At 59.3% G+C, this 14,605-nt stretch carries 9 protein-coding genes; 4 read left to right on the top strand and 5 right to left on the bottom strand.

Features of this window, described 5'->3' with window-relative positions:
* Nucleotides 1–161 precede the first annotated feature (161 nt).
* On the bottom strand, nucleotides 162–1,157 hold the full coding sequence (locus tag GQF00_RS05595) for an AraC family transcriptional regulator (RefSeq protein ID WP_161318175.1): 996 nt from the start codon (nucleotides 1,155–1,157) through the stop codon (nucleotides 162–164).
* On the bottom strand, nucleotides 1,154–1,771 hold the full coding sequence (locus tag GQF00_RS05590) for a TetR/AcrR family transcriptional regulator (protein WP_202560397.1): 618 nt from the start codon (nucleotides 1,769–1,771) through the stop codon (nucleotides 1,154–1,156). Before GQF00_RS05590 ends, GQF00_RS05595 begins: the two co-directional genes overlap by 4 nt.
* 112 nt (nucleotides 1,772–1,883) lie before the next feature.
* Between GQF00_RS05590 and GQF00_RS05585 the strand changes: the two genes are divergently transcribed.
* A complete protein-coding gene (locus tag GQF00_RS05585) occupies nucleotides 1,884–3,134 on the top strand; it encodes an oxygenase MpaB family protein (RefSeq protein WP_161318174.1) in 1,251 nt (416 codons plus the stop codon).
* A 761-nt stretch (nucleotides 3,135–3,895) separates the two neighbouring features.
* On the opposite strand, the gene GQF00_RS05580 is transcribed toward GQF00_RS05585, so the two are convergent.
* The 3 genes from GQF00_RS05580 to acnA form a co-directional block, all read right to left on the bottom strand.
* The gene (locus GQF00_RS05580; protein ID WP_161318338.1) at nucleotides 3,896–4,504 is read right to left on the bottom strand and encodes a GNAT family N-acetyltransferase; all 609 of its coding nucleotides are present in this window, start codon (nucleotides 4,502–4,504) and stop codon (nucleotides 3,896–3,898) included.
* Nucleotides 4,504–4,797, bottom strand: coding sequence for a hypothetical protein (locus GQF00_RS05575; protein WP_161318173.1), 294 nt, complete (start codon nucleotides 4,795–4,797; stop codon nucleotides 4,504–4,506). Before GQF00_RS05575 ends, GQF00_RS05580 begins: the two co-directional genes overlap by 1 nt.
* A gap of 378 nt (nucleotides 4,798–5,175) precedes the next feature.
* Nucleotides 5,176–7,923, bottom strand: a complete 2,748-nt coding sequence (gene acnA, locus GQF00_RS05570; RefSeq protein ID WP_161318172.1) for an aconitate hydratase AcnA — start codon at nucleotides 7,921–7,923, stop codon at nucleotides 5,176–5,178.
* Between the two features lie 276 nt (nucleotides 7,924–8,199).
* Between acnA and GQF00_RS05565 the strand changes: the two genes are divergently transcribed.
* The 3 genes from GQF00_RS05565 (at nucleotide 8,200) to GQF00_RS05555 (ending at nucleotide 14,600) form a co-directional block, all read left to right on the top strand.
* On the top strand, nucleotides 8,200–8,814 hold the full coding sequence (locus GQF00_RS05565; RefSeq protein ID WP_161318171.1) for a lysophospholipid acyltransferase family protein: 615 nt from the start codon (nucleotides 8,200–8,202) through the stop codon (nucleotides 8,812–8,814).
* A 129-nt stretch (nucleotides 8,815–8,943) separates the two neighbouring features.
* Nucleotides 8,944–9,549, top strand: a complete 606-nt coding sequence (locus GQF00_RS05560; RefSeq protein ID WP_161318170.1) for a helix-turn-helix transcriptional regulator — start codon at nucleotides 8,944–8,946, stop codon at nucleotides 9,547–9,549.
* A gap of 80 nt (nucleotides 9,550–9,629) precedes the next feature.
* Complete coding sequence (locus tag GQF00_RS05555) at nucleotides 9,630–14,600, top strand: caspase family protein (RefSeq protein ID WP_161318169.1); 4,971 nt, start codon at nucleotides 9,630–9,632, stop codon at nucleotides 14,598–14,600.
* Nucleotides 14,601–14,605 lie beyond the last annotated feature (5 nt).

The following is a 14,605-nucleotide window of genomic DNA, read 5'->3' as shown; positions in this document are numbered from 1 at the left end:
AGGGTGGGATAGAAAATGACAGGGACAAGCTACAAGCTGCAACGCGGGTTGGAGAATCGGGTTTTGAGCGGCCGTGCCCGCGACATACCGTTAATCGCGGGCGCGGCGGCGATGAAATGTGGGCCTGAGTCGCGTTGTAGCTTGTAGCTCGCCGCTGATCTTTATTCCTGCCGAAACTTTCCGGGGCTGGTGCCAAACCAGCGCTGGAAGGCGCGCCGGAAACTGGCTACGTCCGTATAGCCCAGATCTTCGGCCACGGCGGCCACGGTGTAGTGGGGCAGGCTCAGCAGCTGGGTAGCACGACGGCTTAAGGTCTGGTCGCGCAGTTGCTGGAAACGGGTGTCTTCCCGTTTTAGCTTGCGGATCAGGGTGCGTGGGCTCATGTGGAGTCGATCGGCGATGGTGTCGAGGTCCGCCTGTCCCTGAGCCTGATGTAATAACGCCAGCACCTGATCGCTGACGGTGCCCATTTTGCGTAAGGATTCCTGGCGGGCTTCGCATTGGCCAATGGCCATCCAGAGCAATTCCCGGTCATGGCTGGCGAGGGGTTCGTCACCATAATGCGCCGGCAGACTGAGGCCCGCATTGGGGGCGTCGAATATCACTTCGGTACCACGGAAAATCTTCCTGTAGGCATCGGCCCAGGGCGGTGCCGGGTAATTGAAGTAGGCCGCGCCATCGTTGATGGGCTTGCCGCGCAGCACGACATGACAAGCATAGGCGGAAGCCATGGCGGATTCCGTCAGGAAGCGGATGTACTCATCCATGGGGTAATTGAACTGCAGATGGAGCGTAATGGTGTCGGCGTCTTCCTGCATCTTTGTGTGGAATACCCGGGTGCGGGTGTTAGTAAAAGCAGCAAAAACCCGCATGGCATCGCGCAGGGTAGGGCTGGCCATGGCGGCCATGCCCATGGGGCCGTGCATGGCGGGCAGGGCGCGCAGGCCGGCTTGCAGGGCGATGTCAGGTTGGGGATTGATGACGTGGGCATTGGCGATCAGTTGGCAGGTGCCTGCCCAGTCGATAAAGCCATCGCCATGCTGGAGGGTTTCCACGTTGATGCCGGTATTGCAGACAAGCTGTTCCAGGCCATCCTGGTCCAGTCCCAGGGCCTGGGCGATCATGCGGCAGTAGGCGAGAGCCAGGTCAGGGGTCATCGATGGGCCTCTGCAGCGGGCGGGGGCAGGGTCATGTAGTTGGCCACCATGCTGGTCAGTTCTGACGCCAGTGCTTCTTCGCGGATCAGCCCCTGATTCTGGCTGATATGACGCACCATGGTGAAGAGCACGCTGTTGGTCACAATGAACACCCGCACTTCCAGATTTTCGATGGGGTAATCGCGATAGTGGCGCAGGAAGTAGAGCCTCGCCAGTTCCATGAAGTGTTGTTGCAGCACGTCCACCACCCGGTTGGTGGGCAACCGGTGCCAGTTGCGAACCAGCTCCAGATAGAGACCGTCACGGGAATGCAGCACCGCAAAACCGAAGCGGATGGCATTGCCAATCAGGGCGCGCATGTCGTCGTTGTCCAGCAGGGGCAGGCGGCGAAGTCCGCTGCCGATATCCTCCGCCAGGCTTTCCATGAGAGCCTGAATCAGCGCGTCCTTGTCGCCGAAGTACTGGTACAGCGACCCCACACTGACACCGGCCGCCTCGGCGATCCGTGCGGTGGTGGTGTTATCCAGGCCTTGCCGCTGTATCACCCTGGCGGTGGCATCGATGAGCGTCCGGACCATTTCCCGGGAACGCTGCTGCTTTGGGCGTTTACGCATAACGACGCTGCCTGCTGATGATCGGGTTGGTCCATTTTTCAAATGCGAATTGAATGCGAATACATATTCGCATTAGGGTCAATGCCATTGCAAGCACTATGCGGAGGCGAGCATGAACGCTCTGACCCAGACCCCGATTGACATGCAGGCCATACCCCGTCGGGTAAGGCCCTACGAGAAGACGCAGCAGCCCACGCCGTTGCTGCTCCGCGCCCTGCTGGGCAGGAATCTGGCCCCCAGTCAGGAAGAATTTGATGCGGTTGTGGGTGCCCTGTGGTCGGGGGATCCGGAGATGGATGCCCTGGTGGACTGGATGATGGAGTTTGGTGCCCGTGAGGGCCGAGCCCTGTTCGAGACTGCCATTACCGAAGGTCTGGCGGCGGTGAAGGATTGCCCCGAGCCGCTGCGTAATTTCATTCGCAAGGTGGAAAAACGTCCGAGCTGGGTGGATTTCGACCTGATCGAAGAGGGGGCACGCTTTATCCATGCTACCGGCATGACCGCACCCTATGTGCTGCGCGATCTGGCGTTGATGGGGGGCTACCTGTTGTCCGGTTTCAACCAGTCGTTGGTGTTGACCGGGGCACTCAACAAGGGGGCTTCACAGCGCGTGGCCGAGACCGGGAAATGGTGGGTGGACTGCACCGAAATCGGTGGGCTGCAACGGTTTGGCCCCGGCTTCCGCGCCACCCTGCATGTGCGCATGGTCCACTCACTGGTCCGCCGGAATCTGAACCGTCGCGAAGACTGGGATTCAGGCGAGTGGGGTATGCCGTTGAGCCAGGTGGACATGGTTGCCACCTATCTGGGCTTCTGTGTGGTGATGCTGGGAGGTCTGCGCAAGCTGGGTGTGCCAGTGACGCCAAGGGAATCCAAAGCGGTGATGCACCTGTGGAAATACGCCAGCTGGCTGATGGGGGTAGAAGACCGCTGGCTGGTGGATACCGAAAGTCAGGGGATCGTTCTGCTCCACCATACCCTGATGACGCAAAGCCGTCCGGATGAGACCAGCAAGGAGCTCGGCAAGGCCCTGGCCGTTGAACCGCTGGAGCGCCATTTCAATCATCTGGAGGGGCTTCAGCGCCGGTTGGCCTATGAAAAGCACCTGAGCGTGAGCCGCTATTTCCTCAACAAGGAAAAGATGGCGCAGCTGGGGCTGCCGGAGTCCACGTTGCCCTGGTATCCGGTAGCCACTTTGGTGCCGCGCTTCGTGGGCCATGTAACCCAGCGCTATAACCCGGTGTTGCGTCGTCGTCAGGAGCGCCGCGGTCGCCGTGACCAGCTGGACGTGCTTAACCAGATGTTCGGTAAAGCCGAGCAGGGAATTATTCGTCCGGATGCGAAGCATCCGGGGTACGTGTAAATACGCCGGTGATGATTGTGAGTAACAAGCAAAAGACCGCACGGATGACTGGTGCTTCATCCTGCATCGGGTAGGCCATCGCGCGGTGCCTTTAAAAAGAAGAGGGCTGGAACGTGGGCGCGTAGCTTGGCACATGGCCGGTGTGACCGTTTGCAAAGCGGATTTGTTGTGGCTGAAACAGCGGGGGTTGGCAAGCTTGCCGCGCTTTGTCCGTGTCAGATTCGCTTTGCAAGCGGTGNGAGCTACGAGCTACGAGCTACGAGCTACGAGCTACGAGCTACGAGCTACGAGCTACGAGCTACGAGCTACGAGCTACGCTCGATTGGATAGAAAAAACCGGCAAAGTTCCCGGCTTTTCAGAAGAAAGGAATAATCTCCCTTCGGCCGCCTCGCTACGCTCGGTTCGTTTCCTGGCAGGGAACGCCTGCAGAATGGGCGTTGTTCGCTGAACACTCTATCGCCTGCAGGCAGGCTGTTACGGCGGGAGAACGTCTCGTGAGGCATGCCGGGTGTATTAAGGGCCGCAAAAAAATGGCCGTCGGGGTGACGGCCAGAAGGGGGTTCTTCGGAGCCCGCCAGGGGAGGGGCGGTGCTCTGGAATCATCCGTGATTCCACGTTGTACAGAATGAGCGCAATTTCATTCGGTGGGTCGCGATTTCTCGCGACCATGGGGAGACTATAGTGCAGCATGGCGAGGCAACCCAGCGCACCGGGTTGGGGAGTATGATCAGAAAATCTGATCAATAAATGGGTTGTATACCTAGTTTGTTACTAATGATTTGCGCATCCGGTGGCGTGTCAGGGTTACGCCGTTGCGGTCGGCCTGCTCCTCTCCTTCGCTGTCGAAGCCCATGAACTGGAAAAAATCGTGGGCTGTCAGGCTCACGTGGGCGCTGAGCGCGTCAACCCCTTCTACCCGGGCACCGTCTTCCAGATGCTGGTACATCAGGGTGGCAATACCCACCCGGGCGGAATCCGGGTGTACGTAGATCATGTTGATGTAGTCGTTGATGCGTTGTGCAAAACCCACCAGCTCCTGATCCCATTCCGCCACCACGGTGTCCCCTTCACTCAGCAGCGAGATCAGGCTTTCATGATTCTGTGCCCGGCTCCAGGCATCACGCTGCTGCTGGTCATAGTGACCTGCGGTGCTGACCTGAATGGAATCCCGAAACACGCCGATCAGCTGGCTCAGGTCTGCAGCTTCCAGCGGACGAATCTGGAAGGGGAGAAAGGCGGCTAGAGGATCGGGCTGATCGCATGGCTGGGAGGCGCCCACGGGAGGCCCGGGTTCTGCCAGTGGCGCCGGTGGCTCCGGCGTCAGCGGTTCTTGCGGTTTACCAAGCAGGCGGCGAATCCAGTCCAGCATCACGGTGTTTCCCTGGCAGAATCTGCCGGTTCAATGTTGTTGTTTTCTTCAGCGCCGGTGTCTTTCAGGGCGTTAATTTGTTCCCGCAATGCCTTGAGATAGGCGTCCTGCTGATCCAGCAACTGCTGGGTGGTCTGGCGCTGGGCCTCCAGTTCACGGGTGCGATCTTCCAGTTCCTGCTGCTCGCGCAGGCGGGCGTCTTGCTGCTCGGCATTGAGTAGCTCGCGGTCACTGGCTTGCAGGGCGCCGGATAGCGCCAGAAGCGACAATGTGATGGCTGTCAGTAGACGCACGGAGTTTCCCCAAACCCAGTGTGAAGGAGAGTCAGCATAGCAAAAAAAAAGCGCATCGCGTAAACGAAGATGGAACAGCTGTGCCAATGATGGTCGGCAGGTTCGCGCGATCAAGCAGGCGCTGCCTGATGCCGACAGTACAGATCGCACTCATCATGGGGCTTCACATCTGGTTTGTGAGCAAGGGTACTGCTGTGGGAAATTCAGCTTGCCGAATGAACCGTGCGACAGCGAGGGGAAAAGTTTCGAGTTGCGAGGAGCGAGTTTCGAAAGTCGCCCCGCAGACGCGAAACCGGTTTTGTGTTTCGCAACTCGGGGCTCGTCACTCGCTTCTTCCTCGTCAAGGCTCGGATCAACTGCACACAGATGCCGCGTCTCTTATTCCATCATCTGTCGCAGCACATAATGCAGGATGCCGCCATTTTTGTAGTACTCCACTTCGGCGGCGGTATCCAGACGGGAGATGGCGTCCACGGTCTGTTCCTTGCCATCCCGGCGGAACACCACCTTGACGGTATCACCGGCTTTGAGTCCGTTGGACAGGTCCGGAATATCCACCTCTTCACTGCCGTCCAGATTCAGGGTCTTGCGATCGGTGCCTTCCGGGAACTGCAGCGGCAGCACGCCCATGCCAATCAGGTTGGAGCGGTGAATGCGTTCGAAGCTTTCCGCGATCACCGCCTTGACGCCCAGCAGGTTGGTGCCCTTGGCCGCCCAGTCGCGGCTGGATCCGGTACCGTATTCCTTGCCGGCTACCACTACGGTGGGAACGCCATCTTTCTGGTAGCGCATGGCGGCACCGTAGATGGAGATTTCCTCGCCCTGGGGCAGATGTTTGGTAAAGCCGCCTTCGATATCCGGGGTCATCTCGTTACGAATGCGGATGTTGGCGAAGGTGCCGCGCATCATCACTTCGTGGTTGCCACGGCGCGAACCGTAGGAGTTGAAATCCAGGGGCTCCACATCATGGCCCTGCAGGTAATGGCCGGCGGGGGAATCCGCCTTGATGGCCCCGGCGGGGGAGATGTGGTCGGTGGTGATGGAATCGCCCAGCAGGGCCAGGATGCGGGCATCCTTCACCGGCACCACGTCGTCCACATCGGCAGTGAGACCGTCGAAGAAGGGCGGGTTCTGGATGTAGGTAGAGCTATTGTCCCAGTCATAGGTCTGGGAATCCGGGATTGGCAGGCTCTGCCAGGTTTCATCGCCCTCGAACACGCTGGCGTACTGGTTGCGGAACATGTCGTTGTTGATTTTCACCAGCTCCGCCTGGATTTCATCGGAGCTGGGCCAGACGTCCTTCAGGTAAACCGGGTTACCGTCCTTGTCCTTGCCGAGGGCATCCTTGTCCAGATCGATCTTCACGGTGCCGGCCAGGGCATAGGCCACCACCAGTGGCGGTGATGCCAGCCAGTTGGTGCGCACGCTCTGGTGGACCCGGCCTTCAAAGTTACGGTTACCGGACAGTACTGACGCCACCACCAGATCGCCATCGGTAATGGCCTTATCAATTTCCGGCGGCAACGGGCCAGAGTTGCCGATGCAGGTGGTGCAGCCGTAGCCCACCAGGTCAAAGCCGATCTGGTTGAGAGGTTTCTGCAGGCCAGTGACATTCAGATAGTCCGTTACTACCTTGGAACCGGGAGCCAGGGAGGTCTTCACCCAGGGCTTGCGGTTCATGCCTCTCTCGGCGGCCTTTTTTGCCACCAGCCCGGCAGCAATCATGACGCTGGGGTTGGAAGTGTTAGTGCAGGAGGTGATGGCCGCGATGACCACATCACCATGGGTCAGGTAATGCTTGTTGCCATCAATCTCCACAGGTACCTGTCCGCCGCTGGGCTCGTGGTTGCCCACTGCAGTCTGGCCGCCTTCGCCTTCCAGCTTGCTGATTTCCTCATCGTTAAGCTTGAGGGTGTCGGTAACCACATCAATAAAGGTGCGCTTGACGGCGGTGAGCGGTACCCGGTCCTGGGGGCGCTTGGGGCCGGCCAGACTGGGAACCACATCACCCAGATCCAGTTCCAGTACATCGGTAAATTCCGGGTCCGGGTCGGCGCTGGAGCGCCACAGCCCCTGGGCCTTGCAGTAGGCTTCTACCAGCGCAATGGTATCGGCATCGCGGCCGGAAAGTTCCATGTATTCGGTGGTGCGCTCATCGATGGGGAAGAAGCCACAGGTGGCGCCATATTCGGGGGCCATGTTGGCGATGGTGGCGCGATCCGCCAGGGTCAGGTCGGCGAGGCCGTCGCCAAAGAATTCCACGAATTTGCCTACCACGCCGCGGCGCCGCAGCATCTCGGTAACGGTGAGCACCAGATCCGTGGCGGTAATGCCCTCCCGTAGCTTGCCGCTGATCTTGAAGCCGATCACTTCCGGAATCAGCATGGCGATGGGCTGGCCGAGCATGGCGGCTTCTGCCTCGATACCTCCAACACCCCAGCCCAGCACGCCCAGGCCATTGATCATGGTGGTGTGGGAGTCGGTGCCCACCAGCGTATCCGGGTAAGCGTAAGTGTTACCGTCCTCACTCTCGGAAGACCACACACCTTTGGCCAGATACTCCAGGTTCACTTGGTGACAGATGCCGGTGCCCGGCGGTACCACGCGGAAGTTGTTGAAGGCTTTCTGGCCCCAACGCAGGAACTGGTAGCGTTCACGGTTACGCTGGTATTCGATTTCCACGTTTTCGGAAAACGCCTGGGGATTGCCGAACTTGTCCACCATCACGGAGTGGTCGATAACAAGATCTACCGGTGTGAGTGGATTGATCCGGGATGGATCACCGCCGGCCTTGCTGATGGCATCGCGCATGGCGGCCAGATCGACCACTCCCGGCACGCCGGTGAAATCCTGCATTAACACGCGAGCCGGTCGATAGTTGATCTCGTGGTCGGAACGCTTGTTCTCCAGCCAGCGCATCACGGCTTCGATATCCTTGCCGGTAACGGTCTCGCCATCCTCGAAGCGCAACAGGTTTTCCAGCAGGACTTTGAGGGAGAAGGGGAGTTTGCTCAGCTCGCCCCAGCCCTTGTCGGAGACGGTATTGATATCGAAGTAGTGGTAGGTCTTGCCGTTGGCTTGCAGCGTTTTCTTGCTGTTGAGGGTGTCCTGGCCAATCCGTGTCACTGTACACCTCCTGGTGAATACATGAGGGGGTATCCGCTGCCGATGGTGGCAACGTTTGAGTGGGATGTCAGGGCCTTACGGCGATGCCGGGCCCCTGATTGCTTGGTTCCCTAGACTGATTTCATACTACGCTCATATGGCTGGGACATGAAATACGCCGCCGTTGATTACCGTGCCAGGCGCCACCGGGCAGAAAGGTCAGCACGGTCAATGCGGTGTCTGCGCGCAGGCCTTACCATGGCTCTCCCTCTGACCCGGATCATCTGGACCCTTCTCATGAGCAACGATTCCTACCCCCGGCGCGGTAACGGCTTTTCCCGGGCCCTGGCCAGCGGCTTCCTGAAAACCATCGGCTGGAAAGTGGTTCAGCCTCTCCCGGAAGTGCCCAAGGCCGTCATCATCGGCGGTCCGCATACGTCCAACTGGGACGGTATCGTTACCCTGGCGGCCATGATGGAGCTGGGTCTGGATGCCCATATCATGATCAAGGACAGCGCCTTCAAGGGACCGTTGGGATCGTTGCTGCGCTGGATGGGCGCATTGCCCATTGATCGGAGCAAGGCAGGGAGTGTGGTGGAGCAGACCGTGGCTCAGTTCAATGACCACGAGAAGATGGTCATGGTAGTGGCTCCGGAAGGTACCCGTAGTGGTGCCAGCCAGTGGAAAACCGGGTTTTACCGGATTGCCGAGCAGGCTGGCGTGCCGATCATCGTGGCGACGGCGGATTACCAGAAAAAGGAAATCGACTTCCCGCTGGTGGTGCCGCCGTCCGGCGATCTGGATGCCGACCTGGCCACCATTCAGCAATGTTACGCGACAGTGCATCCCCGTCACCCGGAAAAACTTTCCGCGCCCATCAAGGCGCTCCGGGAAAAAGCCGGGAAGAATTAGGCTACGCGCTACGAGCGATTGGATTGGTAAAAGCCAAAAAGTGCCTGGTTCTCTGCATTTCGATCTTGTTGTTCAATTTCCCTGCTTTGTCCCTCTCATTCAGACAAGACACTGAGAGGGAGCAGAGAAATGTCATCCATCGCCCTGAACACCTTGCCGAATCAGCTGGATGGTCTGGCCGCCAGAACGCAGCTGCTGGAAAACCTGCTGGATAGTTGTTGTAGTGCCTTTGCGGTTTGCGATGCAGAGGGCGAGATTCAGTACTGCAACCGGGCAGCCAAACGCTTGCTCAAGAGTCTGTCTCCGCAAGCGGCTCTGGCGTTGCAGCGGGGGCGCAACCGTCAGGCCTTTCAACATGCCGTTCAGGAACTGTCTCAGTCGCCAACCCGTCGCCCGGTGGTGACGCTGCGGCTGGACCAGAAGCGGGTGCTTGCTACCCTCTCGTCTCTGGCGTTGCCGGGGGAAGACTGGGTCAGAATGGTGTTTCATCACCCCCGGACTGTGGAAGCGCGGGACCTGCAGGGGTTCGCCTGCCATTACGCATTGACCCCCAAGGAAACCCGAGTGGCGGAACAGCTGGCCTGTGGCCGGAGTGTGGCAGAGATTGCCGAACAACAAGGCCGATCCGTGCAAACCGTGCGCTGTCATCTCAAGTCCCTGTTCCAGAAAACGGCGACCCACAGTCAGTGCGAACTGGTGGCGTTGATCAATCGTCACGAGTGGCGGTTGCCCTGAGCCAGTTGCCGGTTGGCTGATGCCTGCCGCACTATAGCGATGGGGCAAGGCTTAACCAGTCAAAACGGGATCGGGAAAACATGGCAAGACCACCAGGCAGAGTGGGGTTTCTTTCGCAGGCAGGCACAGTGGTCTGCGGATTGCTGCTGGCTCTGTGTGCTGTACAGAGTAGGGCGGCCAATCTGCCGCTGGACAAGGCCAGTGAACCGGTCCGGAAAGCCTGGCAGCAATGCTTCATTGATCACACAGCTGCGCAGGACTGCATTGATGACCTGTATGCCCGCGTTAGCGAGTTTTTGCCTGACAATGATGATCCCGAAAATCCTTCTGCTGCCTCGCTGAATTGGGGGGAATACCAGTACCTGTTGGCATTGTTGCAGCGTGCAGTGCAACAACAAGACCCCATGGGCGATACGGTTGGGGCATTGCTGGGCTGGAAGAGGCATGCCGAAAACGCCACCTATGCCTTTCAGGAGGAAGGGGAATCCTTGGCGGCGTTATGGGGCATGGTCTTGTATATCGAGGGGCAACTTGCCTTTCTGTACGGCCCTGAGGGAGATCAGACCCGTGAGCAATCCGTACAGGCCTACCTGCAGCTACAGGATAGCGTGCAGGATCAGGCCCCTGCATTGCTCGAGTACTTTGCCGTCATTCTTGCCCGGGCACACCCCCAGATCGATCCCACCGGACAGGGCAAACCGCCCCAAAGCCGAGACTATTATCAGCAAGCTGAAGCCTATGCGGTGGCCGCAGAAGCCTGGGAGCGTGTGGTCGATTACCGGCTGATACTGAACGCCATGGACAGCAGTGAGGATCGCCAGGATGCCATTGCCGATTTTGCTCTGGAAAAAGGGCTGCGGACCCAGGCGGTAGCGGTGTTGCTGCAGGCCTCCCGAATTACTGAAATGGGGGTGCAGAATTTTGATTCTCCGGAGATTCAACGTGCGCAGCAGCGATTGACGCGCGCCTGCGAGCTGGCTCGCAGCGATCTGGAACACTTCCTGTGTGCATTTTTTCGCGGCCAGATGGCGGTGCGACTGGGAAACCTGCAAACCGCCAGCCAGTTGGTCATGGCGCTGGATGAGCAGGCCCAGGTGTTGGCGGACCCGGCGTGGCTCCAGTATCTGAACGTGAATGAGCTGGCGACCACACTGTCCCGCATTGCTTATGAGAGCGGTGATGACGCTGATGCGGCGTCCCTGATGCGCCAGTTGGTAGAGACGTTGCTGGGCATAGGGCAACCGGTGTCTGCACTGGGTAACGAAATCTACAACCTGGCCCTGTTTACCTTGCGTGCCGGTGACGATCCGATGGCGCTTGATGTGGTGCAGAACTATCTGCACCAGGAGAGGGTGACCGAGGGCAACCGGGATGATTTTTACCATCTGGCGGCGGCCTATGCCTGGGAAGCTGGCGATCTGGAAACGGCCATCGAAAAGCTGGAGATGATATCCGCAGACCGCTACCTGAGCCTGTCGGGCTATTACCAGGCGCGCATCATGATGTTGAAAGCCCTGCAGGGAGACAGCAACAATTTCTTTGCGGCGCTGCAAGATGGCGACTTCTATTCCATGGGATATGCCCTGCGGGAATCCGCCATTGCGTTGCTGGAAGTCCGTGAAGACGATGCGCTGACCCTGTCTGTGAAAGGGGACATGTTTCCGTTGTTCCCGCGGGGAGGCTGGTTTGTGTCGTTTGCCCAGGCCGCCACCGCGTCGGCTACCCATCTGGTGGCTGTGCCAGGGGGAGAAAGTCCCGAGGCGGTTCCCGAACTGGTAGTGGACTCCGGGTCGGCGGAGAGAAGCACCAAGGCCCTGTCCCTGACCAGCGATGGCAAAACGGCGGTGATTTGTTCCGGCTCGAAAATCTGTTCGGTGCGTGAGAGTGATACCGGGCGGTTGTTGCGAAGCTGGCGGGTGGGAGAAATGGGCCAGGCATTTCTCGCTGATGACAACGTACTGGTCACCAATTATGCCGTCGGTAACGGCACGGTGAAATTATGGTCCGTGGACAGTGGTGACATGCTTGCCTCCTACGGGGTGCCCAGCAGTGTCGGCAACAGTGTCTACGAAGTGCCCGGCGACCGTTATCTGGTGATGGTGAACGAAAAGATTGATGTGCTGGATTACCGCGCCGGGAAGATTGAAAAGACGCTCTCCAAAGAGGTTTTCCATCGCTACGTGGCAGGCCCGGACAACCAGCTGGTACACATTGCCCCTGGCCGACACGATGGTGAGGTGCTGGTGTCACTGACGTCCGGTGACCCGGCCGGACACTACAATTTGATGGACTGGCAGGATGTGGTGTCGCATTTTGTCTGGTGGTCCGTGGCAGACAATACATTGTCACAGGCTGCACCGGACCGGGCAGGTCACTGGGCTGCGGAGCTTTCACCGTCAGGGAGTCTGCGTTTGCGTCAGCGCCAGAGACTCTTTGACGAATCCGCTCCCTTGCTTGTGAATAACGGCAATGAACCCAGGGCCTGCGATCTTGCCTGCCAGTTACAGCAGGATTTTCCTGCCCTGGCCAAACAGAATGCAGAACGTCTCGCCGGGTTCCGCCAGGTTTCTGCTGCGGCAGGGGGACGTCTGCTGGCGGAGGACTCACAGGGCACTTCGCTGGTGCTGGATACTGTCACCGGAGAGTTGCTCAGTGAACACCGCCAGGGCGCTCATCGTCCGGAACAGACCGTGGTCAGTGATGATGGTGAGTTCATCATCAGTCTGCTGCCGGAAAGTGATCAGGTGTCCATCTGGTCGGTGCCACGGGGCCGTGAAATTCGTCGGCTCAATGACAACTATGCCCGGGGGCTGCTTTGGATTGATGATCGCCTGTGGGCCTGGCAGGGCGATGCGGTGATGTGGCTGCCGATGAGCGCAGGGGCGGAGTGGACGACCCTGGATCTGGAAAGCAACGAAGAAGGTCGCTTCCCGGAGATTGAGCAGCTGATTGCCGTACCCGGCGAATCTACCCTGAGGATACTGGAGCGAGTCTATCTTCGTGAGGAAGAGCGGCATCGCTTCCAGGTCCGAGAGCTTCAACGGGACGGTTCCGCTGTGCAGACACTGTCCTGGCACTTTGTAGACCGGGAACGTGCCCATAGCTATTCGCCCCCGGTTATCCTGCCGGGCGCCGAACAGGTGGCCTACTTCAGTGATGAGAGTACGCTCCAGGTGGCCTCCCTTTCCGATGGAACGGTGGAGTATTCCGTGGCCCTCAAAGAGCACGGTGGTGACCTGTTGCCTCTGGGCGAGCAGGTACTGGCGCTGATTGACTATGATCGTCTTCAGATTCACAACCTGGCCACCGGGGAGCAGTGGTCCAGTACTCCGCTGCTGGGGGAGTACCGTTCCGCCACCCTGGACCCTGCCGGCGAGCAGGTCTGGGTGACCGAGGATCTGGGGCGGCGCTCGCGACTTCTCCGTTTTGCGCTTGCTGACGGTACCTTGCTGGCGGACCAACTCTATCAGCGCAGTCTGCAGAGCATGCGACCGGTGGCCGCGGGGAAATGGTGGATGGGTGAAGAAAGCGACGGCGCCCTGAGTGTGTGGCCCACGTCCGCCCGTGCTCCACTGTTTCGTTTCTGGTCACTGCTGGGCAAGGAGTGGCTGGTAGTGGATGACGAAGGCCGTTACGACAGCAGTGCGCCGGGGGATCTGGATGCCCTGTCCTGGGTGCTGTCTGACAGGCCCCGCGAAGCCCTGCCGCTACAGGCGTTCATGAAGGACTTTTACCAGCCGGGTTTGATGCAGCGTCATCTGGCTGGCGAGCGGTTCCCGGCCATGGCCTCGGTGGCCAGTCTGCAACGTACCTTGCCGGATATTGTTCTGGCATCTGTGGAGCAGCGCCGCGATGGCCGGGCTACCGTCGCGGTGACGGTGGATCCGCAGGGCGCCGGGGAGGTGGCCGACCTGCGTTTGTTCCGTAACGGGCAGCTGGTGGGGTATTTGCCGGAGAAAGGAAATGGTGTTTTCCATGATTCCCGGCGAAAGAAAACATACCGCTTTGATGTGGCCCTGCCAGCGGAGGATGCGCCGGTTGCGTTCAGTGCCTATGCCTTTAACAAGGATGGTGTGCGCAGTGAGCGGGCTGTCTCCGTGCTGGACGATTTTGATCCGCAACCGGCCAGTCCGCGCAGGGCATTCGTGATTACCCTGGGGGTAAACCGTTATCAGAATCCAGCGTTCAATCTGCGCTATGCAGCCAACGATGCCCGTGCCTACAGCCGCAGCCTCACGGCGTCCCTGGATTCCACCGGGAACTTTGATGACATCGTTCATATTCCTCTGATTTCCGAGCAGGGCAGTGAGGGCATGGCGGCCACACGGGATAACCTGGCGGCTGTGCTGGCGGCCCTGTCCGGCAAAGGCGAGCATCCGGCGGTACCGGAACCGGCGGATACCAACGACAGTATTATCGTGACCTTCTCCGGTCACGGTTATGCGGACAGCGGTGGCCAATTCCACTTTCTGCTGGAAGACATTGGCGAAGGCAATGGTCGTCAGGTGACCGATGCGTTGCTGTCGCGCACGTTTACCTCATCTGATCTTGAGCATTATCTCCGTGATGTGGATGCCCAGGGTATGTTCCTGGTGATCGATGCCTGCAACTCGGCGGCCAGCATCGCCGACGGCAATTTCAAACCCGGTCCCATGGGCAGCAAGGGGCTCGGCCAGCTGGCCTACGACAAGGCCATGATGGTGATCACAGCCACCCAGACCGAAGACGTGGCCATGGAAAGCCAGGCGCTGGAACACGGCATGCTCACCTATGCACTGGTGAACGAGGGGCTTGAGCGTGGCCGGGCGGATCAGTTGCCGGCGGATCAGACCTTGTGGATGCGGGAATTGTTTGAATACGGCCAGAACCGGGTGCCGAGCCTGTACAAGGAAGTGATCGAACAGGGCGGGCCACAGAATGGCAGCGGTGATCGCGGCCTGAGTTCGGTGAAATCCTCGTCCCAGCGCCAACGCTGGTTGCAGCAGCCATCACTGTTTGATTTTTCCCGTGAACGGGACCTGCTGCTGGATGATGCGGTGATGAAAGAGTGACAGGC

It is taken from the genome of Alcanivorax sp. DP30 (assembly GCF_009882945.1).
GTDB lineage: Bacteria > Pseudomonadota > Gammaproteobacteria > Pseudomonadales > Alcanivoracaceae > Alcanivorax.
This window is presented reverse-complemented; position numbering and strand designations above follow the sequence as displayed.